Raw genomic sequence first — 23,729 nt, 5'->3', positions numbered from 1 at the left:
AAGGCTCCATACGTCGCAACACCAGTAGCTCTTGCATTTTCTTCTTCCGTGCGTTTTTCTGCTTTTATACCAACTCCCTACTGATTACTTATCCTATTGCCTAATAGGATCAAAGTAAAGAAGCATCTGACTTATATAATCAATTCAAACATATGAGCGGCAAGAAAATCGTGGTTATCGCGTCGCCAATGATCAATTTTGGCCGCAATGGCTCCATCATACCAAGCACGAATTTACCGATGGTATGCACGCGTTATCCCCTTTCTCTATGCCGTCAGCGTGAGCATACGCGTTTTCATCGATGGTTAAAACCGGGTTGATCACTTGTGCAATTGACTGCTAATCATAATAAACGCAGTTATAGCAGCACAGATCCATTTCTATCTCATTAAAAATCCATCATAAACTGCAACGCATTCATTTGACGGCATGGGACTGTGGTTTTTGTCACTGACTGAGCCGGCAAAAAATCTTATCTTTTGGCATCTGCTTTAATTTTTACGGTTTTATGTAAAACCGGTTCAGCAACGCAATGATCCACCCCGTTTGAGGAGAACTATGATGAAAGTAAAAACACTAGCAGCAGCGATTCTGGGTTTGACCCTGTCGATGGTTATCACGCACACGTTTGCGTCGCACGCGGACGGCACCAACACCTCGGAGCTGGTGCACAACGCCGATCTGATTTTTGAAGGCACGGTGGTCAATGTCGAATACCGCACCTCGGATGTTCTGAAAGCGGACGATGTCGCTATGCCGCACACCTATGTTACTTACGAGATCACAAAAAACTTCAAAGGCCGCTCCAGTGAAGATAAATTGATCACGCTACGCTTCCGCGGCGGGCCTGACGATGCCGGCAATACCCTGATTATTCCGGGTGTACCGCTATTTCAAGCAGGCGATCAGGACATCGTATTCGTGCGCGGCAATGGCGTGGAAATTTCGCCGGTAGTCGGTGGTAATTTTGGCCGTTTCCGCATCAGCAAAGACGCCGTGCACTCGGATGCCTGGCAAGAAATCTGGTTGCTGAGCAACGGCCAGCTCGACCAAGGCAAATTTAATGAAGAAAAGAAAAGCGTAACCCACCGCATCGGTGTCCACGAGTTTACCTTTGAAACCGAAAACAAAGTGGAATGGACTCCGCCAGCCGATGCTAAAAAACTGACACCGGTGCAATTCCGTAAATTCCTTGGCGACAGCGTGAATCAGCACTATACCCCGCAAGCGCTCAGTACCCTCAAAGCAGCCAGAAGCGTTCCGGTTCATGAACGATTCTCCATTGGAAAAGCAAAACCGCTGGCCGCACCGGCTGTGACACCGGTTATCCACAAGCTTGATCCGGAAGCGATACGCCCGGAAGAAATGGCGATCCGCAAACATTAAAACGCATTTTCACACGGAATCTGAACACTGCATTCACAGCAGGAACCAACGATTAGGAGACTTATCATGAACGCATCGCGATTCAACCAATTACTTGCCGCGCTGTTTCTGGCCACCATGACTCAGCAGGCATTCGCTTACACCACGATCAAATGCGGCGGCAATTCAACCAAATGGAGTGGCAACAATTACACCGTCCGCGCATCATCCGTCGGCTTTCCCGTAGGCCCGTGGCGGGATGCTCTGTCCTCGGTGGTTTCACATTGGAACGGCAATCCCAGCAACCTGAGCTTCGGCGTGGTTTGGAACGAACCCGCCGTTGCCGCCAACAACAATGAAAACGAAGCCTGGTGGGAAGCTAATAACGGTCCGAACATCGGCACCTATCCGGCAGTCACTTATGTGTGGTTCAAAGGCGATTGCACGCTGAAAGAAGCGGATGTCATATTCAATAACAGCGTGGCTTTTCACTACACCACCAGCAAAACCAGCCTGTGGCCATACGGCGGGGCGAACCGGCCATTCCAAACGACTGCCATGCACGAATTCGGCCATGCCGCCGGATTGGCGCATACCGCCAATACCTATAACATCATGGGATCCGACTGGACGCATATCCACGCCAACGGTGCGACTGCAACTGCTTACAGCGGCGAGGATGCCAACAATGGATTGGTAGCGGTGTACGGTTTATGGACAGGCGGCCCGGAAGATCTCGGCGTGGTGCATTGGAAACATACCGGCAGCAGCGGCGAATACAGTACGCATGGCCGCACCCGCATTCTCGATACATCGAATATCGAACTGGCGAAAGTGGCTGGCACGGCTGAGCCCGTGTACCGCGTCAACAAAGGGCAAACCATCAAGCTCGAACTGACCTATGAAAACCTTGGCAAAACCAGTCCGCTGTCCGCGAAGGTGGGCTATTACCTGTCCAGCAATGACATCATCAGCGTAGCCGACCGGTTCCTGGGCGAAGGCAATGTCACTTTATACAGAGGCTTTCCGGACACCACATTCAATACCTCCCTGGTCATTCCAACCGATCTGGTCAGCGGACAAACCTATTGGGTCGGCGCCATCATCGATTACAACAATGCCTATAGTGAACGCAGTGAAACCAATAACGCCACGTATATTGGCATTCGCGTGAATTAAGTCTGTTACCGGTTCACCACTTCATCAGTAAACTTCTTCGCTCAAACCAGTGCGAGTGAAGAAGTTTACGTTTGAAAGACAACTGTTTCTCTCATGCGTAATCATGATAAAAAAACAATCACGAAACCTGTGATTTATTTTGCCAGGTAATATCGATTTTTCGATGCTGGGAAACGCAATCCCTTAAGTACAAATTGATAAGACTTTGGTAAGGCACTCCCGTTTCATCGGCCATTTTCTTGAAATAACCGATGACATCCTCGCTCAACCGCATCGTCACGGATTTCTTAAGCTTGGCAGCATACGGATTCTTACGGGATTTCATTTTTGACAAATCATACTCAGCTTTCATAACACTTCACCACGATAAAATTTACGTTCCGATTGCGTTGCTTTTCGCGCCGATATAATCCGGATGACATTTCCTGAATCCCGCTCGCAGTAGCAAATGATCAATATTCGGGCTTCGTTACTCATTCCAAGCATCAAAAACCGATCTTCTGAAACAGAATCCTCATCAAAAAACTGCACTGCAAAATCATCATAAAATACGGATTGCGCTTCTTCAAAAGATATTCCATGTTTCTTCAGGTTTGAAACCGCCTTATTGGTATCCCATTCGAACTCAATCATACATACATTGTATGCAGGCAGTTCTTGAAGTCAAGAAAACCCCAAACAAAAAACCCAGCCGAAGCCGGGTTGTTAGTCCTACCAACAGGAACAAAAATCAGGCAGCTTTTGCTGTTTTCTTCGGTATGACATAAAGCTCACCAGCCCTAAACTGGCCAACTGCATCGCATAGGTTTCCGGTTCGGCAACCGCGGTTATCACCATGAAAGAAATTTTGCCGCCTTCGGTACTAAGATCGATACCCAATTCACCACCTAAACCGGCAAACGTGAAATTCACGCTTGCAAGACCATTCAGGCTATCGGCCACCAGGCAATCCGAATGATCACCGGCTGATGGGAGGAAACCAGCAAGCTCGAGCTGATCTACGAAAATCTTGGCAAAACCAATCCGCTGGCAGCCAAGGTGGGCTATTACCTGAGGGAAGTTTTATAAAAAATTATCAAATTCATTCATATAGATAATTATTCTAACTATATCACCGGACTGACACTAGATATCAATATCCAACCTCACGCCATAACCCAGTTTTTTGCCATCCGTTTCGTTATTCCGTGTCAATATCGCACGGCACGTCGTGATTTGATCCTCTAGTTCCTTTTCCTTGAGTCTGTCCCGGAAACTGTGCGCTTGCTGGCGGCTGAAGTGGCCGATGGTATGGTTGTGGATTTCAACGCGCACGACGTCGGTATCGAAAGGATTGCTCGCGTCGGGGATCAGTTCGACTTTGAAGTCATACGATTGTGGGGCCGTGGCGGTTTCAAAATGGATACTATTTTCCTGCATCAACTGCTCGATTGCCATCTGATACGGCGCTGCCGAGACGGTGCAGGCAAATTCACCCGGTTCCGGCCAGGCATAATGACTCTTCGCTGGCTTGGCGTGCGATTGCGTGCTCTTTTTCACGTCAGCGGCGGCAATCTTATCCCGGTTGAAATAGAGAATGAGCGCGGAAATCAGCGTGACTGGCAGGATTAACGAAACACCGGCCCCGGCACCGGTGATTAATCCCAAAAACACCGACAATCCCAGAATCGAGGCAATGCTGATTCCCGGCTTCTGTTCGCCTGAATTACCTGAAGAATCAGGTTCCCGGTTCATCGCGTTACTGTTGCAAAGCCTGTTCGATCGCCGACACTACCGCAGGATCGGAGGGCTTGGTGTGCGGCGTGAAATGCGTGATCAATTTGCCGTCACGCCCGATCAGGTATTTCTGGAAATTCCAAGTTGGATAAGTACCCGACAACTCTGCCAGCCGCACATAAAAAGGGTGCGCGTCACCTTTCTTCACTGTCGTTTTTTCAAACATCGGGAATTTGACATCGTAGGTCAGTCGGCAAAAATCCTGGATTTGCGTTTCGGTTCCCGGTTCCTGTCCCATGAAATCGTTGGACGGGAAACCCAAAACCACCAGCCCTTTGGACTCGTATTTTTCGTACAGCTGCTCCAGACCTTCGTACTGCGGCGTGTAACCGCATTTACTGGCAGTGTTAACGACGAGCAATACTTTGCCAGCGTAGCTTTCGCACAAATTCACCGTATCGGTTCCCGCCAGTTTGCGGAAATTCTGATCCAACAGCGAACTGTTGCAAGCGGCATAAACGGGGTTCATCAAAAAAGTTATGAGTAAAACGAGCAAAATGCGCATGGTGATCTCCTCAATCATTGTTGGCTGCATGAACGGATAGCAAAGTTTATTCTATCTTACTTCGCGCATTAGAAACTGATTTGGGTGCGGAAAGAAAAAACCGATAGATGATCGGTACGCGCCGCAGTGCCTATGCCAGCATTACCACGCATGGCTTCGGTCAGATAGTAATTGAACATGAGGCGGGTATTCGGATAGGGATACCAATTCAAACCCAGCGTAATGACTTCAACCTGGCATTTTGACGTGCCGCTGCGGCACGGATTGGCGCTGAGACTTTGACTGAAATTTTCCGCCAGATCGTAACGCCCGGCCAATTCCAGCGCCCCCCATTTGCCGCCCGGTTGGGGTTTACCGAAAGCGCCACGGTCTTTTCGATACACGGCATGTTCCCCGGTGACAAACCAGCTTGCCTGCACGTAGAACGCTTGGACAGTGGAATCCTTAGTGCTGCTGTTTACCTGATGCGTATTATCGAGCCGTGTAATGGCATATTCGCTTTGCAGCGTAAACGGCCCGGCGGAATACGCCGCCTCCGCAGCAAAAGTCGATTGACTGTTGTGACTCGGCGCACCCGGGCTGGATCCGGCAATGCCCAGCGATTGACTGATGCCCTGGCGTCCGCCATAAATATCGACAGCACGAGCTTGCAGCGAGTCTTTATTGGCAGTGTCCCGGCTGGCGGAAAGCCCGAGATGCACAATATGGCCTTCCTTATCGACCGGCAGCCACACCGCCCGCCCGCCATAGCTAATGCCTTCCAGCGGCAAACCGAAATGCGACAGGCTCATGACATACATACCGAAACCCAGATTATCCTTGACCATCCCGCGATAACCGATGCCGCTTAAAAACTGCCGCCCGCTGTAGATGCCTGTGGATGACGTGGACGGGCGTTCCATGAGAGTGATCTCGTTGGAGCTGGTGATCTCCTCCAGTCCCCGGTATGGCTTGAATTGCCCGACAGTCAGCTGCCCGGGACCGAGTTTGGCGGCTACCCAAGCTTCGCGCAGGCTATGTGGAAAAGCCGTGGTTGCATTGACTGCGAAATCATTCTCGAATTTAAAACTAACGCCGTAAATTTTTCCCGTGATGGTGGCGTAGGTTCTGCGCCAGTTGAATCCGTCGCGGTCATTGCCGCTCAACAGCTGGCTGCCAAAGGCGGGATAATCCGGGTTTGCCTGGTCCGGATAGAGCGAGTGCACATCGAAGTGCCCGCGGCCGTTCAGTCCAATTTCGAAATTGCCGTCATCGCTCTTGATCCTGGGACCGCCCTTGTAGATGAAGTTAACCGCATGGCAAGAGGCAATGCCTAAATGGGTCAGTACTACGAGATTACAGAGTTTGATCGCGCTTTTCAGGCGTTGTTTACGTGCCAACACACCGCACCCACCCTTGTATGAACGAAGTCCGCTCGATTATATATCAACCCAAAACGAGCGCATGACATTGTCTATTGCCATTTAGCCCGGCGCTGCAACCGGACAAATCGATGCCTAATCGGTGCGCAAGGCATCCACCGGATTCAATTTTGCCGCGCGCATCGCCGGTACCACGCCCGCGGCAAGACCGATCACCAGCGACAAACCGAGCGCAGCGAATACAAAATTCCACGGAATATTCACCGGCAATCCGCTGATCAGCAGTTTGAGCAACCCGGCGATACCCGATCCGATGAGCAGCCCCGCCAAGCCACCGATGGTGGACAACGCGGTCGATTCCAGCAAAAACAACAGACGGATGCGCCCGCGCGTAGCGCCCAATGCGGTGAGCAAACCGATTTCCGATACCCGCTCGGAAACGGCGATATGCATCAGCGTGATCATACCGACCGCGCCGACAATCAGCGAAATACCGCCCAGCGCGGCGACCGCGAACTTCAACACACTGAGCACAGTGGATAACGTACTGAGCATCTGCTGTTGCGGCTTGACGGTGAAATCCTCGCGCCCGTGCCGTGCAACCAGAATGCGGTTAATGTCCTCGACCACGGCTTGCACCGGCGCATCCGGGTGATAGGAAAAATTGATTTCCATCACGCCTTGCCGGTTGAATACTTCCAAAGCCCGGGCCGTAGGCACAAAAACCGTATCGTCAAAATCAAAACCGAGCACATTGCCTTTCGACGCCATCACACCGATGACCCGAAAGCGCGTCCCGCCGACTTGCAGCAATGCACCCAGCGGATTGGCATCGCCAAACAATTCGTTGCGCACTTTAGCGCCGAGCACGGCGTACGCGCGCGGATTGCGCGGATCGTCATCGGGCAGAAATTGCCCGATAGCGACTTGCATGTTGAACGCCCGCGCAAAATCAGGTCCCTGGCCGTACGCTGTTACGCGGCGGCTGCGGCCTTGCGCGCGGATTTCCGCGTTACCGGTCACGCTGGCATTGGTGTATTGCGCGTAGCGGCTTTGCCTCAATGCAATGGCATCGTCAATGGTCAGCAGCCGCGCGCTGCCGATCGCGCCGAGCGAACCGCCGTGCGTGTTGATTTTTCCCGGCGTAATCGTAACGATATTGGTGCCGAACTGCGTGAATTCCGCCAGCACAAAACGCTGCACGCCATCACCGATCGCAGTCAGCAAAACCACAGCGGCAATACCGATGGCAATTCCGGATGCCGACAAAATAGTGCGCAGCCGATGCGCCGTTAACGACCGGAAAGCAAATTGGAAGGTGTCGACAATATTCATCGCTTGTTTAGCGTTTACTCAAAGCCTTCACGGCGTCGAGCCGGGCCGCTTGGCTAGCGGGCCAAAGACAGGCCACGATACCGGTAATCAGCGCCACCAGGATTCCGGCTATCGAAGCCCAGGCTGGCGCCCAGGCAGGAAGCTGCGGATAAGCCAGGCGTAACATCAAGCTGCCGAATTGCCCCAGCAGAAATCCGAAAATGGCACCGGCAAACGACAACCACACCGCTTCGGCGAAAAATAACCGGCGGATATCGCGGGATGTTGCGCCGATGGCTTTCAGCAAGCCGATCTCCGCCGTACGCTGATTGACCGCCACCAGCATCACGTTCATGACCAGGATACCGGCAACAATCAAACTGATCGCGGCAATTCCGGCAACTGCCAGCGTCATGGTATGAAGAATGCGGTCAAAGGTCGCGAGGATAGCATCCTGCGTAATGACGGTAATATCTTCTTCGCCGTCGTGACTTTGCTTCAAGGTTGCCAAAATGGCCTGCTTGGCCGGCTCAATGTCGCTGTGGTTTTTGGCCTCGATCAGGATACGAAATAGCGATGTGGTATTGAACATGGCTTGCGCATAATCAATCGGAATGATGACGATTTCATCGGTATTAAACCCCATCGATTCACCTTGCGCCGCCAGCACACCGGACACCATGAACCGGCTATCGCCCAAGCGCACGCGTTGACCGATGGCCTGGCTGCGGGGAAAGAATTCATTGGCGATTTTTGCGCCCAGCACGATTTGTGCGTTGCGTTCGGTGCCATGCGCCAGAAATCCTCCCTGCGCCAGTTTCATGTGCCGGATCGGTATCAAGTCGGCATTGCTGCCCAGCACCGTGACTTCACGCAGGCGATTGGCGGCGGATAATTCCGCAGCACCAACATTGAGCGGCGCATAGCGCCGCACTTGCGGCAACCGGCCCAGCAGTTGCGCGTCTTTCAACGTCAGATCGCGCGGTGTTTGGCCGAGCACGGCGCCGAGAAACGAACCTGACGTTTCCGCACGGCCCGGTAGCACGACTAGTAAATTGGTGCCGATGGAAGAAAACTGGTTGACGACATATTGCCGCGCACCGTCGCCTAGCGCCGTCAACACCACGACCGCAGCCACACCCAACGCCATCGCCAGAACGATCAACAGCGAACGGACGCGGTAGCTCACAACCGTTTTAAACGACGTTTGCAGGGTATCAGCCAGCGTCATCGGCTTGGTCTGTTAATATTTTTCCATCGCGCATGCCGATCTGACGATGCGCCCGCGCACCTAGTTCGCGATCGTGCGTCACGACAATCAGCGTAGTCCCTGTGTGATGCAGATTTTCCAGCAGCGCCATTACTTCGGCGCCGATCTGATGATCCAGATTGCCGGTAGGCTCGTCCGCCAGAATAACGCTGGGATGCATGATGGTCGCGCGCGCAATCGCCACACGCTGGCGCTGCCCGCCGGAAAGTTCGGCGGGACGGTGGCTGGCGCGCTGCTTCAGCTCAAAAGCCTGCAACGCGTCATTGACGCGGATTTGCCGCTGCTCTTGCGGCATGCCGCCCAAGATGAGCGGCAATTCGATATTTTCCGCAGCCGTCAAGCGCGGAATCAGGTGGAACGACTGAAACACGAAACCGATTTTTTCCCGGCGGATTTGCGCTTGCTCCGTTTCCGACAAATCGGTGATCAGCCGGTCATCGAGTTCATAGCGGCCGCTGTCAGGCCGGTCCAGCAAACCGATGATATTCAGCAGTGTCGATTTTCCCGAACCGGAAGGTCCCATGATCGACACATATTCACCTGAAGCGATGTTCAGGTTGATGCCATTCAATGCATAGACCGTCTGGTCGCCCATGTGGAATGTGCGTGTAATCGCGCTCAGGCGGATCATGGATTTTTGGGTTGCACCGCAACACCGGCTTTGATCTTGTCTTGATCAAACGAGGTCAGCACGCGGTCACCCGCTTTCAGGCCGGCGCGGATTTCGGTGAAGCTCCAGTTGCTGAGGCCAGTTTCCAGCGGTTGTTCCGCCAGACGATCTTTGGCATCCACTACCCAGACTTTATTATTTTGCCGGATCGCTTGCGTCGGGATACGCAGTACGTCGTCCCTGCGTTCCAGCACGACTTCCACATCGGCGCTGTAACCCACCAGCAGGGTATCCGCCGGAACTTGCAGAAAATCCACTTCGATATCGACGGTACGCGCCTGTTTCTCGATTTCAGTCACGTACGGCGCAATGCGCCGGATTTTGCCGGGGAAAATTTTTCCCGGCATCGCGTCCAGCGTAATGCGCGCTTCTTGGCCGATTTTGATTTTGGGCGCATCGACTTCGTCCATCGGCGCCGTAACATACAGACAGCTATCGTCGATCAGATCGATCGTTGGCGGGGTGGGAATGCCCGGAGGCGATGGTGTGGTGAATTCGCCCAGTTCACCGGAAATTTTGCCAATCACCCCGGAGAAAGGCGCGATGATCACGGTGCGATCAATTCCGGCTTGCGATACGCGGATCTGCGCTTCGGCGCGTTTGATGTCGGCGATGGTTGCTTCACAACTGGCCTGACGCGAGCGCGCATTGGCGTTGGCATCGTCGGCACGTTGTGAGCTGACAAAACCTTGTTCAACCAATTGTTGCGTGCGGATCGATTCGCGCCGGGCGTTTTCCGCCAGGATGCAGGTTTCGCGGCGGCGTTCCTGCGCCATCGCTAGCTGCCGCTGTGCCAGTTCGCGTTGCGCCTGCAAATCCTGACTCCAGAGTTCCAGCAACACCTGCCCCTTTTGCACATGCTCGCCTTCCTTCACCCAGATTTTGGCGATCTGCCCGCCGGTAATCGGCGCCAGATCGGAACGCTGGCAGGATTTGATCGTGCCAGCGCGCGTGTTGACGATAGTGGCTTCGACACTACCGGTTGCAATCGTGGCCCATTCCACTTCCAGCGGTTTGGGACGGGTGTAATACCAGCCGGCCAGTGCGATTGCACCAGCAATAAGGGCAAAGCTGATTAATTTGAACGGTTTCTTGAGCGGCGGCATGATTGAGTGAATAGGGTCGGTGCGATATCCGGTGATCGTGTGTTGTGTTTCGTTGCAAATATGCGTATTTTACACGTTCGTCAACGCTTAAAACCGTTGGCTGGCAATTCATCCAAAACCTTGTATAGACATTTTCGTATGATTGATATCTGGCGCAAAAAATTCATCTTATCCGACTCCGATCAACCCCGAAGCATGGAAGATATCCGCCCCGCTGAGGCGGATTACGAAGCGCTTGATCCGAAAACATTTGCGGCGATAGAAACCGAAGCGCTGTTTCATGCCATTGACCACACAAAAACCGAAACCGGCCGCATGGCGTTGTACCAGTCGCTAGCCCGTCCGGATCAGGATGCGCAGGTCATACAGCAAAAACAGATCGCGCTGCGTGAAATCGAGACAAACCCGGAGCTTTATAGCGCTTTGGCTACATTCACCGGGAAAGTCGTTTCCGGCGAACGGTCATTGAAGCATCTGCTGTACGGCGAATTTTCCGGCGGTTTTGCAACCGATGAGCCGAGCAGCCGCAGCGATAAGCTGGAGTTCGGCGGCTACGGCTACCGGCAGTTTCAGGATGGTACTCAATTTGCGGTGGATCTGGTTGAGAAAGCTGCTGCGCTACCACGCCCGCAGTCGGCATATTTACGCACGCTGCTCGATGCCATTCATGATTTTGGCCAATCGAGAACTTACGCGCTGATGAAAGGCCCGGTTTATTCGATGGGCGGAAAATTCAAAACTAAAAAAGAGAAATCCAGTTTTGATCTGTATTCGCGCTTCCAGCCTTCGCTGTTTAAAATTATACCGATGCTGACTTTCCTGATCGGCGGTTATGGCATCTTATTCTTCTTTGAAAACCTGATGCCGCAATTTGGCACGTCGTATATCAGTTACGGCATTCTGGCGCTGACCGCGCCGGTACTGCCGATTATCCTGCTGGCCATGGGTGTTTCCGATCGCGATTCGATCATTTACCCGCTGCGCAAGCAATTCCGCGAAAGCCCGGGTCTGGCTAAAGCGGTCGAAGCATTGGGATTACTCGACGAGTTGCTGTCTTTCTACCGCTATGGACAATCATGTACCGGCGACAAAATCTTGCCGGAAATTATCGATGAGAAACAGCACCGTTTAACCGTCAGCCAGGCCAGAAATCCATTGCTGATCAAAGCAATACCGGATTATGTGCCGAACGACGTTCATCTCGATCTGGCAGGCCGGGTATTGATCATCACCGGTCCGAACAGCGGCGGCAAAACAGCGTATTGCAAAACCATCGTGCAAATCCAGTTACTCGGGCAAATCGGCTGCTATATTCCCGCCACGCAAGGGCAGCTGGTTCCGGCGGAGCATATCTATTATCAAGTGCCCGATCCGGGTCAGCTCAGCGCCGCAATGGGACGTTTCGGCCATGAACTCCAGCGTACGCGGGAAATATTCTTCAATGCCACGCCACGCAGCCTGGTAGTGCTGGATGAATTATCCGAAGGCACCACGTTTGAAGAAAAAATGACGATTTCGGAATATATCTTGAAAGGATTCCATAAACTCGGCGCGAGTACTTTGCTGGTCACGCACAATCACGAACTCTGTGAGCTGCTGCAAAAAGACGGTATCGGCCGGTATCTGCAAGTCGAATTCATGCCACAAGGGCCGACACACCGCCTGATCGCTGGCATCTCCAAAGTCAGTCATGCCGATCGCGTTGCCAGTGCGATTGGGTTCAGCCAGAAAGATGTAGAGGAACATTTGGAGCGGCAAAGCGTAGCTCGTGAGGGATAAAGCCTGCCTTCAGACCTTGCGCTTATAAGCTATTTGGAAGCAATTAATTAGTCCGGGCACACCGTTAGGATTTAATCGCTGAACTACATAAGAAAAATGAATAAACCAGGAAAATAAAAGAACTGTCTGAAACAATTTAGAAATTCTCTGACTACCTCTGCTGCTATGGTGAAGGGGGTGTCCTAGATTTTGTGTAAACGGTGGTTAATAATGCCGAGGCATTCTTTCGTTAAATTGAATAGTAAACCTGTTTAGTGCCGGTTTCCAATCTCTTAGTGGCATAGACCATTTTTTGGCGATATTGCTGAGAGCCAAATAAAACAATTTGATCACGGCTTCATCGTTGGGAAACGATCCACGGTTTTTGCTGACTTTGCGTAGGCTCATATTGACTGACTCAATCGCATTGGTGGTATAAATGATGCGCCGTATCTCAGGCGGGTAGTCGAAGAATGGAATGATGCGTTGCCAGTTATTGCGCCAAGATCGGGCGATCGGTGGATAAGCATTGTTCCATTTATCTTCAAAGCCGGCTAACGCGTGCTCAGCCTCATCAATCGTGGCGGCGCTGTAGACCAAACGTAAATCAGCAGCTACTTCCTTGCGTTTATTCCAGCTGACGTAGTTGAGACTATTACGAACCATGTGCACGATACAGAGTTGTACAATGGCATGTGGATAGATGGTTTCAATCGCTTCGGGAAAGCCCTTTAAGCCATCGACACAGGCGATAAAGATATCTTGCACGCCACGATTTTTGAGTTCAGTGACAACGCTGAGCCAGAACTTGGCACCCTCGGTCTGAGCAATCCATAAGCCCAGTATTTCTTTATGGCCCTCCATGTTAATGCCGATCGCCAGGTAAATCGCTTTGGTACGAACGCTACCAGCGTCACGAACTTTGGTATGGATACAATCGAGATAGATCACAGGATACACCGCATCGAGAGGCCGGGATTGCCACTGCTTCACTTCATCCATTACGCCATCAGTGACCGTAGAAATGAGCGTAGGCGATACTTCGGCGCCATACATTTCAGTGAGGTGCTGTTGGATTTCACGCACTGTCATGCCACGGGCATACAGCGAGAGGATCTTGTCATCAAAGCCCGCCCAGCGGGTCTGATGCTTGGAAATGATCAGAGGCTCGAAGCTGCCCTCACGGTCACGGGGGATCTCGATGGGTAACTCACCGAATTCACCTTTCAGGGTCTTACGGCTTTTACCATTTCTGGTATTGCCAGTGGCATTGACTACCGTTTCGTGCTTATCGTGACCAAGATGATCGGCCATTTCTGCTTGCAAGGCACGTTCAACCAACGCTTTGGTGAGTTGCTTGAGAAGACCATGCTCACCGATTAAATCTTCTGGCTTTTTGTAATCGGCCAGCAGGCTATCAATTAAGCCGGCCGGCAGGGGTTTGGGTGTGGTCATTTTTACTCCAAATATATATAAGCAGTTTCCTGCAATATGACCATTTACACAAAATTATTTACACCCCCATGGTGAATTTCCCAGTCAATTCAAGTTCTGGACTTGCTAATACATTTTGTCAGTTTGATGAAACGAGAAAATACATTCTCGTGTTAATAACCTCTAGCTGACTCGTTCACAGAGGATCCTACTTGTTGGAAATGCTGTTTAGCATATGCAAACAAACTAAATCGATTCTTAATACCTAATTTACTAAATATAGAAGTCAGGTGATTACGTAAAGTGTGCTCGCTCATGCACAATTTTGCCGCTATTTGCTTATTCTGTTCCCCACCGCTTCCATCTGAGAATGCCTTAAGGATCATACATTCCTTGCGTGTCAGCATTGTAATCTTGTCTGAATCTGCATCAGCAGCAGAGATTTTTCCACGTACGCGTGAATTTTGGAGAAGAATACGGCCTGTTGTGATGCGATCAAGCCATAATTCACCATCATAAATCTTCTCAATCGCTCGAAGCACCGTTTGCATCGATTCTTTTCTGTGCACTACTCCCCGCGCACCACTGAGTACTGCTCTGTCAATGATTTCTTTATCATGTGACTCAGTAAAAATTACCACTCGCGTATTTCCATCACTTGCAAAATCAGGAATATAATTGACGCAATCTATATCATCCAAATAAATGTTTAGAATAACTATATCCGGTTTTTTCTCCAGGATAAGACGTTTAGCATCGGAAATATTCGTTGCAGTTCCTACAACTTCCATTCTGGGCTTTTCGCTATTAATCAGCTTTTCCAATCCCCAAAGTACAATTTGTTGATCATCGACTAATAAAACCCGGATAGGCTGAACCGAAAGCTGCTTGATATGATCATTCGATTTATCAATACCATAGTATTGACAAAAACAAGATTCAAAATCCGCATGATGCCTGTTCGTACTGTTTTTATTGATATCGCAACCCATGGCAGTAGCGATCGTCATGGTACGTTGCACAATCAAGTCACTCGCATAAGCTGTAAAATAAATACAAAGACTCGTGCTATCAGTTTGTAAATTTAATTGCTGCGCCAAGTAGATACCATCACAATCATTCAATTCCATGTCGGTTAAGATCAAGTCAGGTTTGTCTTTTTTAACTCTAACCAAAGCTTCTTGACTTGAAGTGCAAACACCAATGATATTATATTCCCAATCATTCAGTATATTTTTCAATGTCTTGCCAGAGATATATTTATCTACAACAATCAGCACTCTAGTGTCATCAATTCTTCTGTGCGAGATTCTTGCGAGTATGTGCTCTGTTTTGTTGGTCATTTATCGTTACCTTTAAACAGTACTACTTTTAAATTCATTCTCAAATTTGCCATTCTTTGATTCACTATATGAGTATCTGAAGAAGGGTTACTAAAAGACATTCCCACTTAAAAAACCATTCTTAATCGATCTGCCACTTGGTTAACATTTACCGGTAGTTTGGTTTCTTTATTGCCTAAATATCAACCAAGTTTTATTTCGGATTTAATTTGAAAAACTTTAAAAGATTTAATTCAGACAAAGGGAGATCTCACAAATGAAGCAGTAATTATGATGCGTTATTTTGCGAAGCATCGATACTGTCAAAACTATCACCGCAAAATATTAATCAATTATGACATCGCTTTCTTTGTGGTATTTTTTGCAAGTGCTAAGTGACAAATTCAGCAACCCAGCTAGCACGGGTTGCTGAATTTGATACAGCTGTTTTGTTTAATTTATTTGTAAAAATAGTTACGATCTTATCAAAAGTCATTTAACGCGAATGTGGGAAAACGCACACAAAAATATATCTGATCGACTATTTACCAACGAACACTTTGAAGTTCGTCTATTACAAAATCTTCAATCGATATGAAACTGTTAAGCTGGAATATTCAGTGGGGCCGAGGACTGGATGGCTGTGTCGATCTTGTGCGCATCTTACGCACAATCAGCCAGCTGGGTGATTTTGATGTCATTTGCTTACAGGAAGTCGCGATCAATTTTCCCGGCTTACCGGGTAGCCGCAGTGAAGACCAGATTGCCCAGCTATCCGCGCTTCTCCCGGGTTACTCTGCCATCTATGGTATAGCTACGGATGTACCAAACAGCCAAAGCGGACGCAGTCAATTTGGCAATGCCATTTTCACCCGTTTACCGGTCGGTCAAGTGTGGCGGCATTTACTGCCATGGTCAGCAGAATTGGCGGCGCCCAGCATGCAGCGAGTACTGGTAGAAGCGGTTGTGATAGCGGATATTGGACCGTTACGTATTATGAATACGCACCTCGAATACTATTCTCAACGGCAGCGAAAAATTCAAATCGACGCAATCCGGAATGTGCACCGTGAAGCATGCGCCATGTCGCAGCGGAAATTCTTGAATGAAGAACGAGGAGGAACATTTGAAGCTTTTCCCAGACCTGCGGAAACATTATTGTGCGGCGATTTCAATTTTCCTGCCACAGCACCCGAACGTGCGCAAATTCTTGCGCCCTTCGAAGACAACAGCACACCGGACTTTCACGATGCTTGGCCGATTATACATCCCGGTACACCGCATGCGCCGACCGTCGGGATCCATCCGGTAGATTTTGTCGATCAACCGGAGTGCTTTGATTTTGTTTTTATTACTGACGGATTAGTAAGCCGTCTCAGCGCTATTGACATTGATGCTGAGACGGAAGCTTCGGATCATCAACCGGTATGGGTTGAATTCAAATGAGAAACTGAGGTACTTACTTTAAAAAATGCGCGTGCCAAAACTCTCGAAATAATACTGACCAATTTCATCGCGGGAAAATTGATGGTTCTGTCCGCCGCGCTGGGCAATTTTCAGGGAACCCATCAATGAACCGAGCTGACCGGTTGTTTGCCAATCGAAATCATTCACAATGCCGTATAACAAGCCCGCGCGGTAAGCGTCACCGCAACCGGTCGGATCGACAATTTGTTTCGGTTTGACACAGGGAATTTCAAATTTCTTGCCATCCGCATAGATAATGGAGCCTTGCGCTCCCAAAGTAATAATCAATGCTTTGGCATTGTTCGCCAATGATTCCAAGCGATGACCGGTGCGGTCTTGCAACATTTCACCTTCATAATCATTGACCGCGATGTAATCCGCTTTGTTGATGAAATCGAGTAATTCTTCACCGTTATACATCGGCAACCCTTGCCCCGGATCAAAAACAAACGGGATACCCGCCTCATGAAATTCACTCGCGTGCTGCAACATACCGTCGCGTCCGTCCGGAGCGATAATACCCAAACGGATATCGCGCGACTCTTTCACGGAATTGAGATGGGAAAAGTTCATCGCGCCCGGATGAAACGCCGTGATCTGGTTATCGGCCAGATCAGTCGTGATAAACGCTTGCGCGGTGAAGGTATCGGCAACATGCTGCACATGTTCTTGCGTCAGATTCAATTGCTTAAACCGTTCCGCATATGGCGCATAGTCATCGCCGACAGTGGCCATCATCACCGGTTCGCCATCCAGCATCTTGAGGTTATAAGCGATATTACCGGCGCACCCACCGAATTCACGACGCATTTCCGGAACCAGAAATGCGACATTCAATACGTGAATTTTCTCCGGCAGGATGTGATTCTTAAAATGATCCGGGAAGACCATAATATTATCGTAAGCGATAGAACCACAAATCAATGTGCGCATAGTTCAACTACCAATGTTAATGATGAAAAAAACTTTTAATGCTCTCAAGCACTGGGCTTCCAAGCCAAATCCAGCTCACGTGCGGCTTTGACATCATCCAGCTTACGCACCGTCATGGTATGCGGTGCACCTTTGACCATATCCGGCTGCGACTCGATTTCGCTCAGGATTTCTTTCATCGAAACAACGAAAGCATCCAGCGTTTCCTTGGATTCCGTCTCGGCCGGTTCGATCAGCAAACATTCCGGCACCAGCAGCGGGAAATACGTTGTCGGCGCATGATAGCCCTTATCAAGCAAGCGCTTGGCCAGATTCATCGCCGTCACGCCGGTTTTATCCTTGATATCTTTCATTGTGACGATAAATTCATGACTGGCGCGGCGATTCGGATAAGCAATTTCAAAACCCGCTTTGCGTAATTCCGCCATCAAGTAATTCGCGTTTAGGGTGGCAAACTCGGAAATCCGATGCATACCTTGCATGCCCAGCAAACGAACATAAATATAAGCCCGTAGTAACACACCAGCATTCCCCATATGCGCCGATAAGCGGCCAATGGATTGCGGTTTATCTTTTTCGGTAACCCAACGATAAGTATCGCCTTCCTTGGCTACGATCGGGATCGGCATGAAAGGCAACAGCCGTTCAGCCACACCGACCGGCGCAGAACCCGGTCCACCGCCGCCATGTGGAGTTGAGAAAGTTTTGTGCAGATTAATGTGAATCACGTCGAAACCCATATCGCCCGGTTTCACTTTACCCAGTACCGCATTCAGGTTAGCGCCATCGTAATACAACAACCCGCCCGCGGCATGAACCACCCGGCTCATTTCGGCCACATTCTTTTCAAACACACCCAGCGTGGAAGGATTGGTCAGCATCAATCCCGCAGTTTGCGGGCCAACGGCTGCTTTCAGCGCGTCCAGATCCACGTTACCGTCTTTGTCGGTAGCGATTTCCACCACTTTGAAGCCGCACATCACCGCAGTCGCCGGGTTCGTACCATGCGCCGCATCCGGTACAATAATCTCGGTGCGGGCAAAATCGCCGCGAGCCTCGTGATACGCACGGATCATCATCACGCCGATCAACTCACCCTGCGCGCCGGCCATTGGAGTCAAGCTGACGCCCGCCATACCGGTGACCGATTTCAAAATTTCCTGCAACTCATACATACACGCAAGAAAACCCTGACCGGTGTCTTCCGGCGCCAGCGGATGCCGCGATATGAATTGCGGCAGCATCGCCAGTGAGTTACACGCACGCGGATTGTATTTCATCGTGCAGGAACCCAGCGGGTAAAACTCGGTATCGATGGAAAAATTCTTTTGTGACAAACGGGTGTAATGACGCACCGTATCCATTTCGGAAACTTCCGGCAAAAGCACTTTGGATTTACGCAGCAAATTCTGCGGAATCGCGGATTTGCTAGCCGGTGTCGCCGGTGACTGCGTATAATTGCGCCGTCCTTTGCGTGAGTGTTCAAATATCAACATAATGTAAGATCAATCTCAGTTTATTTCTTCAAAGCAGCTAGAGCTGCATCGTAGTTGGGTTCATCGGCAATTTCCGGAACCAGCTCGGCGAGAATAATGGTATCCGATTCATCCAGCACGATCACTGCACGCGCGGTAATGCCGCCAAACGCGCTGTCAGCGATGAAAACGCCATAATCTTTCATGAAATTCGCGCCGCGCATGGTTGACAACGTAATCACCTTATCCAATCCTTCGGCATCGCAGAAACGGCTCATCGCAAAAGGCAAATCAGCGGCAATGATCAACACTACGGTGTTGTCCATATTGCTCGCTTGTTGATTGAATTTACGCGTGGAAATCGCACACACCGGCGTATCCAAACTGGGCACGATGTTCAATACTTTCTTTTTACCGGCATAATTGGCCAGCGTGACATCTTGCAAATCGCGATTGACTAAAGAAAAAGCAGGCGCTTTTTGTCCAACTTTGGGAAAAGTGCCTTCAAGTTTGATCGGCTTTCCTTTTAAAGTAACCATAGTTTTTTCCTCTCAAATGAATTTAAATAATGTTAACCAAGCGCTTGTTTCAATGCGCTGGCATAATTTTGTAAGTCGGCCGCCGTTTTCGTTTCAGTCGCGCAAACCAGCAAAGCGTTACCTAATTCAGGATAATGCGCATGCAGATCAAATCCGCCCAAGATACCTTTCTGTTTCAGCTTGGCTAACACCTCCGCGGTCGGCTTTGGCAGAGTCAGCACGGTTTCGTGGAATGTCGGTCCGCTGAATGTTCTTTTCACGCCAACGGTTTTTTCCAATTGTTCAACCAGATTCAGTGTATTGGCGTGCGATTGCGCAGCAATGCGGCGCAGTCCTTCCGGGCCGGTCAACGACATGTAAATCGTGGCAGCGGTCACCATCAAACCTTGGTTGGTACAAATATTGGAAGTCGCTTTGGAGCGGCGGATATGTTGTTCGCGTGCTTGCAAGGTCAGTACAAACCCTTCTTTACCATCCAAATCGGTAGTGCGGCCGATGATACGGCCCGGCATTTGGCGCACCAGTTCATTCTTACACGCCATAAAACCAAAGTACGGGCCGCCGCTGGAGAGCGGAATGCCCAACGGCTGGCCTTCGCCCACGGCAATATCAGCACCTTTGCTGCCCCACTCGCCGGGTGGCGTCAATAGCGCCAGTGCGGTCGGATTGACAACGCCGATAGCAAGTGCACCTTTGCTCTGCGCCCAATCGGTCAGCGCATCGACTTGTTCCAGCACACCGAAGAAATTCGGCTGTGGAATCACCAATGCGGCAAAGTCGCCAAAATCCGTTTTCGCCAGCGATGCCGGATCAACTTGACCGGTTTTGGTATCGAACGGTAGCTCGACCACTTCAATTTTCTGATTGCTGACAATCGCGCGCACCACTTGGCGATAAACCGGATGCACGGTTTTAGGAATCAGGATACGGCGCGATGTTTTATGCGAACGCACCGCCATCAAAGCCGCTTCCGCCAGCGCCGTGGCGCCGTCGTACATACTGGCATTGGAGACATCCATGCCAGTCAGCGAGGCCATCATCGACTGATATTCATACAACAGTTGCAATGTACCCTGACTGGCTTCCGCCTGATATGGCGTATACGAAGAATAAAATTCGCCGCGCGTGGTGATCTGCCATACAGCAGCCGGAATGTGATGCTCATACGCACCGGCGCCGATATAATTTTGGTAGAAACCATCCTGGTTCGCGCGTTCCATCATCAAACGCGTGATTTCCAGCTCGCTGAGTCCGGATGGAACACCGGTGAGCTCGCCGCTGACGAGTTCATCGGGAATCTCGTCAAACAGATCTTCAATTGACTTCGCGCCTATGCTGGCAAGCATCTCGGCAATATCTTCTTCGGTATGTGGAATAAACGGCATGATTTATCTTGAAAACTTAAAGTAATGAGAAATTAAAAAGCGAAAAACGCAACCAATCTTAGTGATCTTCGTTTTCCACCAATTCGGTGTAAGCCGCTGCATCCAGCAATCCGTCGATCTCGGCAGGATTACTAGGTTTCATTTTGAACAGCCAGGCAGAAAACGCGTCTTCGTTGATTTTTCCCGGCTCATCGACCAGCGGAGCATTCACCTCGGTCACTTCACCGGAAATCGGTGAATACACATCGGCAGCCGCTTTGACGGATTCCGCCACGGCACATTCTTCTTTTTGTTTGAGTTTGCGTCCGACATCCGGCAATTCGATAAACACCATATCGCCGAGCAATTCCTGCGCGTGATGGGTAATCCCAACAGTTACCGTGCCGTCGGCCTCAGATCTCACCCACTCATGGGATTTACTATATTTCAAATTGGTTGGAATACTCATTTTTTCACTCCAGATAAAAGTAATATTTTTGTTACAGTTTTTATTAAACCAGCACTTTTCCGTTACGCACGAACGGGTATTTTACCACCTTGGCACGCAGCTTCTTATCCCGAACGATCACATCGACCTCATCGCCGACGGCTATTTGCACCGGCACGCGCGCCAAAGCAATCGATTGATTCATCGTGGGGGAAAAACCGCCGCTGGTGATTTCACCTTTGTATTCGGCACCGTCTTTCTGACCGACAACCTCTTGGTGGCTACGCAATACACCGCGATCGATCAATACCAATCCAACCAATTGGTGCGTCACGGCAGTATCCAGCAATACCTGCTTGCCAATGAAATCGCGCTCGCTTTTCAGATCAACCGTCCAGGCCAGACCGGATTCCAATGGATGCTTGGTTTCGTCCATATCCTGACCGTATAAATTCATTCCGGCCTCAAGCCGCAACGTATCGCGCGCACCCAACCCGGCCGGAGCAACACCGGCGGCATGCAACGCTTTCCAGAAAACCGGCGCGTCGGCGGCAGGCAGGATAATTTCAAAACCATCTTCACCGGTATAGCCGGTACGGGCAATGAAATATTGCCCCACGACCGCGGACTGAAACTGCTTCAATTCTTCCGTCACCGCTTGCGAACCGGGGATCACTTGCCAGACTTTGGCACGGGCATTGGGGCCTTGAACCGCCACCATGGCCATATCGCGCCGCGGAGTAATTTCCAAATGAGGCGCCAGCGCATCGCGTTGTTTGAGCATCCAAGCCACATCCTTATCGGCTGTGCCCGCGTTGACCACAATACGGAACCAGATTTCGGATAAAAAGTAAATGATCAGATCGTCGATAATGCCGGCCTGCGGGGTCAGCATACAGGAATACAGCGCTTTGCCCGGAACAGTCAGTTTATCGACGTTATTCGCGACCAGCTGGCGCAGAAAACCGCGCACATTATCGCCTTTGATATCGACCGGCAGCATGTGAGAAACATCAAACATGCCCGCATCCTGGCGCACTTTATGGTGTTCGTCTAACTGTGAGCCGTAATGCAACGGCATATCCCAGCCGCCAAAATCCACCATTTTGGCATTCATATCGCGGTGGGTTTGATTCAGGGGTGTCATTTTCAGCACGGTTTTTCTCCCAAAAATATAGAGCCATTCAAAGTGAATGACTTCGTGCCCCTCTGTCCTTTTTACCTGAGAGATTGACAGAATTGAATCCGTGTGCCCCTTCGGTGGCCGGAAAAGATTTCCCGGCACTCTCCAGATTGCCTGTCGCAAGCGGTTCTCGAGGAACAAACCGGGGTTTGATCCTGCCTGAGCGATTCCGGGGGGGTTACGCCTTCGGCGGCGCTAAGAAATATAGCGCACTCTCCTGCTTGGATTGTTTTAGCAAAGTGCGAACTATACCTGACGAACAAGGGTTTATACAAGCGATTGCAGTGAATTTTCTAGCGAATTAAGTAGCTATTCATCAACAAAACAGATTGGTAAAACGAACAAGTAAATGAGGTGCTCCTGTGACAGATCAACAGCCCTTTGAGTTATCACTACTTAATGTACTTTATTCCAATCGTGGCATTTGTATCTGTTACATTCAATATGGCAGAAAAACGATTATCTATTTGAATCCATTGCGCACGACCAAAACTTATATTGGCTAATGAAAATGGAATACAAGCCCTTTGTCTTTGGATTTCAGCCAAAATCTTAGCAGATGATTGCATAAGCTGGTTAATTGCTGCAAGCTCCTGAGCACTAGCTTGTCCTATACTAGCGGCATTATCAGCTTTAGCCGTAATAAATGGAATTGTAAATAAACCAACTATATGCGTTAAAGGGTTACTACTGTCATTAATCTCTTGGATAGCTTCCAAATGTTTAGATCTAATAGCTCCCTGCTCTTTAATTGTTGCCAATAATCTATTAGAGTAGCTCTCAAAATCTTCTGAGGTTGATGCTCTCCGCTGGTCAACACAAACATACTGATATAGCTGCCGCGCCATATTGATATCGGAATCTGGAATTGATGCATCACGCGTTGTGGGACTTTTGTTCCTCCCTCCGCTCATCCCTCTATAGTAGGTAATTTGTCGGAAGGCCGGGTTATCATCGATTTCTACACGAAATACGGCACTACGACCATTTTGCACATACTTCTGTTTTGTATACAGAAACTCACTAACCTGCACGTAATCTCTCGCTTGTAAAAGCTCCGTGATCTCTCCCAGTGGCGTATTGATTGAAATGCCCTCAATCTCAAATTTTTCTAATGCATCCGCCTCCAAGTTAGCAGCCCAACTATTTGATAAAACAATACATGATATAGCAACAACCCCTAATAACATGAATTTCTGTACTAAATTGTCACACCTAGAATTTTGCATTTTCGGATTGCTCATCTTAAGCTCCTGTTAA

At 49.9% G+C, this 23,729-nt stretch carries 23 protein-coding genes and 1 riboswitch; of the genes, 4 read left to right on the top strand and 19 right to left on the bottom strand.

The features are described from left to right. Window positions 1-558: 558 nt before the first annotated feature. Window positions 559-1,386: a hypothetical protein gene (locus R2103_RS03815; RefSeq protein ID WP_317530200.1), complete on the top strand. Its 828-nt coding sequence runs from the start codon at window positions 559-561 to the stop codon at window positions 1,384-1,386. Window positions 1,387-1,452: 66 nt separating this feature from the next. Then, entirely contained in the window at window positions 1,453-2,544 is a 1,092-nt protein-coding gene (locus R2103_RS03810) for a hypothetical protein (protein ID WP_317530199.1), read from the top strand. Between the two features lie 118 nt (window positions 2,545-2,662). On the opposite strand, the gene R2103_RS03805 is transcribed toward R2103_RS03810, so the two are convergent. The 10 genes from R2103_RS03805 to R2103_RS03760 all read right to left on the bottom strand — a co-directional run bounded on the left by R2103_RS03805 (window position 2,663) and on the right by R2103_RS03760 (window position 10,546). Continuing rightward, window positions 2,663-2,896, bottom strand: a complete 234-nt coding sequence (locus R2103_RS03805) for a CopG family antitoxin (RefSeq protein ID WP_317530198.1) — start codon at window positions 2,894-2,896, stop codon at window positions 2,663-2,665. Continuing rightward, window positions 2,893-3,177 carry a BrnT family toxin gene (locus R2103_RS03800; protein ID WP_317530197.1) on the bottom strand — a complete coding sequence of 95 codons (285 nt, stop codon included), beginning with the start codon at window positions 3,175-3,177 and terminating at the stop codon, window positions 2,893-2,895. The genes R2103_RS03805 and R2103_RS03800 overlap by 4 nt, the downstream gene beginning before the upstream one ends. Before the next feature lie 78 nt (window positions 3,178-3,255). Next, a complete protein-coding gene (locus tag R2103_RS03795) occupies window positions 3,256-3,486 on the bottom strand; it encodes a hypothetical protein (protein WP_317530196.1) in 231 nt (76 codons plus the stop codon). Between the two features lie 183 nt (window positions 3,487-3,669). Continuing rightward, window positions 3,670-4,278: a hypothetical protein gene (locus tag R2103_RS03790; protein ID WP_317530195.1), complete on the bottom strand. Its 609-nt coding sequence runs from the start codon at window positions 4,276-4,278 to the stop codon at window positions 3,670-3,672. A 4-nt stretch (window positions 4,279-4,282) separates the two neighbouring features. After that, window positions 4,283-4,825, bottom strand: a complete 543-nt coding sequence (locus R2103_RS03785; protein WP_317530194.1) for a glutathione peroxidase — start codon at window positions 4,823-4,825, stop codon at window positions 4,283-4,285. 68 nt (window positions 4,826-4,893) lie between these two features. Beyond that, window positions 4,894-6,204, bottom strand: coding sequence for an OprO/OprP family phosphate-selective porin (locus tag R2103_RS03780; protein WP_317530193.1), 1,311 nt, complete (start codon window positions 6,202-6,204; stop codon window positions 4,894-4,896). Between the two features lie 117 nt (window positions 6,205-6,321). Next, entirely contained in the window at window positions 6,322-7,521 is a 1,200-nt protein-coding gene (locus R2103_RS03775; RefSeq protein WP_317530192.1) for an ABC transporter permease, read from the bottom strand. Between the two features lie 7 nt (window positions 7,522-7,528). After that, window positions 7,529-8,731 carry an ABC transporter permease gene (locus R2103_RS03770; RefSeq protein ID WP_317530191.1) on the bottom strand — a complete coding sequence of 401 codons (1,203 nt, stop codon included), beginning with the start codon at window positions 8,729-8,731 and terminating at the stop codon, window positions 7,529-7,531. Further along, window positions 8,718-9,401, bottom strand: a complete 684-nt coding sequence (locus tag R2103_RS03765) for an ABC transporter ATP-binding protein (protein WP_317530190.1) — start codon at window positions 9,399-9,401, stop codon at window positions 8,718-8,720. The genes R2103_RS03770 and R2103_RS03765 overlap by 14 nt, the downstream gene beginning before the upstream one ends. Further along, window positions 9,398-10,546, bottom strand: a complete 1,149-nt coding sequence (locus R2103_RS03760; RefSeq protein WP_317530189.1) for an efflux RND transporter periplasmic adaptor subunit — start codon at window positions 10,544-10,546, stop codon at window positions 9,398-9,400. The genes R2103_RS03765 and R2103_RS03760 overlap by 4 nt, the downstream gene beginning before the upstream one ends. A gap of 138 nt (window positions 10,547-10,684) precedes the next feature. Between R2103_RS03760 and R2103_RS03755 the strand changes: the two genes are divergently transcribed. Beyond that, window positions 10,685-12,325, top strand: a complete 1,641-nt coding sequence (locus R2103_RS03755; protein ID WP_317530188.1) for a MutS-related protein — start codon at window positions 10,685-10,687, stop codon at window positions 12,323-12,325. 204 nt (window positions 12,326-12,529) lie between these two features. Here the strand turns inward: R2103_RS03755 and R2103_RS03750 are convergent, their stop codons facing one another. Both R2103_RS03750 and R2103_RS03745 read right to left on the bottom strand, forming a co-directional pair. Further along, on the bottom strand, window positions 12,530-13,759 hold the full coding sequence (locus tag R2103_RS03750) for an IS256 family transposase (RefSeq protein WP_317530187.1): 1,230 nt from the start codon (window positions 13,757-13,759) through the stop codon (window positions 12,530-12,532). Between the two features lie 152 nt (window positions 13,760-13,911). Next, a complete protein-coding gene (locus tag R2103_RS03745; protein WP_317530186.1) occupies window positions 13,912-15,081 on the bottom strand; it encodes a DNA-binding response regulator in 1,170 nt (389 codons plus the stop codon). A 573-nt stretch (window positions 15,082-15,654) separates the two neighbouring features. On the opposite strand from R2103_RS03745, the gene R2103_RS03740 reads away from it, so the two are divergent. Continuing rightward, entirely contained in the window at window positions 15,655-16,506 is an 852-nt protein-coding gene (locus R2103_RS03740; protein WP_317530185.1) for an endonuclease/exonuclease/phosphatase family protein, read from the top strand. A gap of 18 nt (window positions 16,507-16,524) precedes the next feature. Here R2103_RS03740 and R2103_RS03735 read toward each other — a convergent pair whose 3' ends face one another. The 7 genes from R2103_RS03735 to R2103_RS03705 form a co-directional block, all read right to left on the bottom strand. Next, entirely contained in the window at window positions 16,525-17,460 is a 936-nt protein-coding gene (locus tag R2103_RS03735) for a carbohydrate kinase family protein (RefSeq protein WP_317530184.1), read from the bottom strand. Window positions 17,461-17,504: 44 nt separating this feature from the next. Then, window positions 17,505-18,956: an aminomethyl-transferring glycine dehydrogenase subunit GcvPB gene (gene gcvPB / locus R2103_RS03730; RefSeq protein WP_317530183.1), complete on the bottom strand. Its 1,452-nt coding sequence runs from the start codon at window positions 18,954-18,956 to the stop codon at window positions 17,505-17,507. A 20-nt stretch (window positions 18,957-18,976) separates the two neighbouring features. Further along, a complete protein-coding gene (gene tpx / locus R2103_RS03725) occupies window positions 18,977-19,474 on the bottom strand; it encodes a thiol peroxidase (RefSeq protein WP_317530182.1) in 498 nt (165 codons plus the stop codon). Between the two features lie 32 nt (window positions 19,475-19,506). Beyond that, a complete protein-coding gene (gene gcvPA, locus R2103_RS03720) occupies window positions 19,507-20,859 on the bottom strand; it encodes an aminomethyl-transferring glycine dehydrogenase subunit GcvPA (protein WP_317530181.1) in 1,353 nt (450 codons plus the stop codon). Between the two features lie 58 nt (window positions 20,860-20,917). Beyond that, window positions 20,918-21,307: a glycine cleavage system protein GcvH gene (gcvH, locus tag R2103_RS03715; protein WP_108699098.1), complete on the bottom strand. Its 390-nt coding sequence runs from the start codon at window positions 21,305-21,307 to the stop codon at window positions 20,918-20,920. 43 nt (window positions 21,308-21,350) lie between these two features. After that, window positions 21,351-22,442 (bottom strand): glycine cleavage system aminomethyltransferase GcvT, encoded by a 1,092-nt coding sequence (gene gcvT, locus R2103_RS03710; protein ID WP_317530180.1) that lies wholly within the window; start codon window positions 22,440-22,442, stop codon window positions 21,351-21,353. A 43-nt stretch (window positions 22,443-22,485) separates the two neighbouring features. Then, window positions 22,486-22,588: riboswitch (glycine riboswitch) on the bottom strand. Between the two features lie 273 nt (window positions 22,589-22,861). Continuing rightward, window positions 22,862-23,713 (bottom strand): hypothetical protein, encoded by an 852-nt coding sequence (locus R2103_RS03705; RefSeq protein WP_317530179.1) that lies wholly within the window; start codon window positions 23,711-23,713, stop codon window positions 22,862-22,864. Between the last annotated feature and the right edge of the window lie 16 nt (window positions 23,714-23,729).

The organism is Nitrosomonas sp. Is24, assembly GCF_033063335.1.
In the GTDB taxonomy this organism is placed as follows: domain Bacteria; phylum Pseudomonadota; class Gammaproteobacteria; order Burkholderiales; family Nitrosomonadaceae; genus Nitrosomonas.
Note: the sequence above shows the minus strand (reverse complement) of the source record. Positions and strands in the feature narration are given on the sequence as shown.

Excerpts from the sequence above, each read along its gene's own strand:
- R2103_RS03815 (WP_317530200.1), top strand. The coding sequence starts at position 559 with ATGATGAAAGTAAAAACACTAGCAGCAGCGATTCTGGGTTTGACCCTG.
- R2103_RS03810 (WP_317530199.1), top strand. The coding sequence starts at position 1,453 with ATGAACGCATCGCGATTCAACCAATTACTTGCCGCGCTGTTTCTGGCC.
- R2103_RS03805 (WP_317530198.1), bottom strand. The coding sequence starts at position 2,896 with ATGAAAGCTGAGTATGATTTGTCAAAAATGAAATCCCGTAAGAATCCG.
- R2103_RS03800 (WP_317530197.1), bottom strand. The coding sequence starts at position 3,177 with ATGATTGAGTTCGAATGGGATACCAATAAGGCGGTTTCAAACCTGAAG.
- R2103_RS03790 (WP_317530195.1), bottom strand. The coding sequence starts at position 4,278 with ATGAACCGGGAACCTGATTCTTCAGGTAATTCAGGCGAACAGAAGCCG.
- R2103_RS03785 (WP_317530194.1), bottom strand. The coding sequence starts at position 4,825 with ATGCGCATTTTGCTCGTTTTACTCATAACTTTTTTGATGAACCCCGTT.
- R2103_RS03775 (WP_317530192.1), bottom strand. The coding sequence starts at position 7,521 with ATGAATATTGTCGACACCTTCCAATTTGCTTTCCGGTCGTTAACGGCG.
- R2103_RS03770 (WP_317530191.1), bottom strand. The coding sequence starts at position 8,731 with ATGACGCTGGCTGATACCCTGCAAACGTCGTTTAAAACGGTTGTGAGC.
- R2103_RS03765 (WP_317530190.1), bottom strand. The coding sequence starts at position 9,401 with ATGATCCGCCTGAGCGCGATTACACGCACATTCCACATGGGCGACCAG.
- R2103_RS03760 (WP_317530189.1), bottom strand. The coding sequence starts at position 10,546 with ATGCCGCCGCTCAAGAAACCGTTCAAATTAATCAGCTTTGCCCTTATT.
- R2103_RS03755 (WP_317530188.1), top strand. The coding sequence starts at position 10,685 with ATGATTGATATCTGGCGCAAAAAATTCATCTTATCCGACTCCGATCAA.
- R2103_RS03750 (WP_317530187.1), bottom strand. The coding sequence starts at position 13,759 with ATGACCACACCCAAACCCCTGCCGGCCGGCTTAATTGATAGCCTGCTG.
- R2103_RS03745 (WP_317530186.1), bottom strand. The coding sequence starts at position 15,081 with ATGACCAACAAAACAGAGCACATACTCGCAAGAATCTCGCACAGAAGA.
- R2103_RS03740 (WP_317530185.1), top strand. The coding sequence starts at position 15,655 with ATGAAACTGTTAAGCTGGAATATTCAGTGGGGCCGAGGACTGGATGGC.
- R2103_RS03735 (WP_317530184.1), bottom strand. The coding sequence starts at position 17,460 with ATGCGCACATTGATTTGTGGTTCTATCGCTTACGATAATATTATGGTC.
- gcvPB (WP_317530183.1), bottom strand. The coding sequence starts at position 18,956 with ATGTTGATATTTGAACACTCACGCAAAGGACGGCGCAATTATACGCAG.
- tpx (WP_317530182.1), bottom strand. The coding sequence starts at position 19,474 with ATGGTTACTTTAAAAGGAAAGCCGATCAAACTTGAAGGCACTTTTCCC.
- gcvPA (WP_317530181.1), bottom strand. The coding sequence starts at position 20,859 with ATGCCGTTTATTCCACATACCGAAGAAGATATTGCCGAGATGCTTGCC.
- gcvH (WP_108699098.1), bottom strand. The coding sequence starts at position 21,307 with ATGAGTATTCCAACCAATTTGAAATATAGTAAATCCCATGAGTGGGTG.
- R2103_RS03705 (WP_317530179.1), bottom strand. The coding sequence starts at position 23,713 with ATGAGCAATCCGAAAATGCAAAATTCTAGGTGTGACAATTTAGTACAG.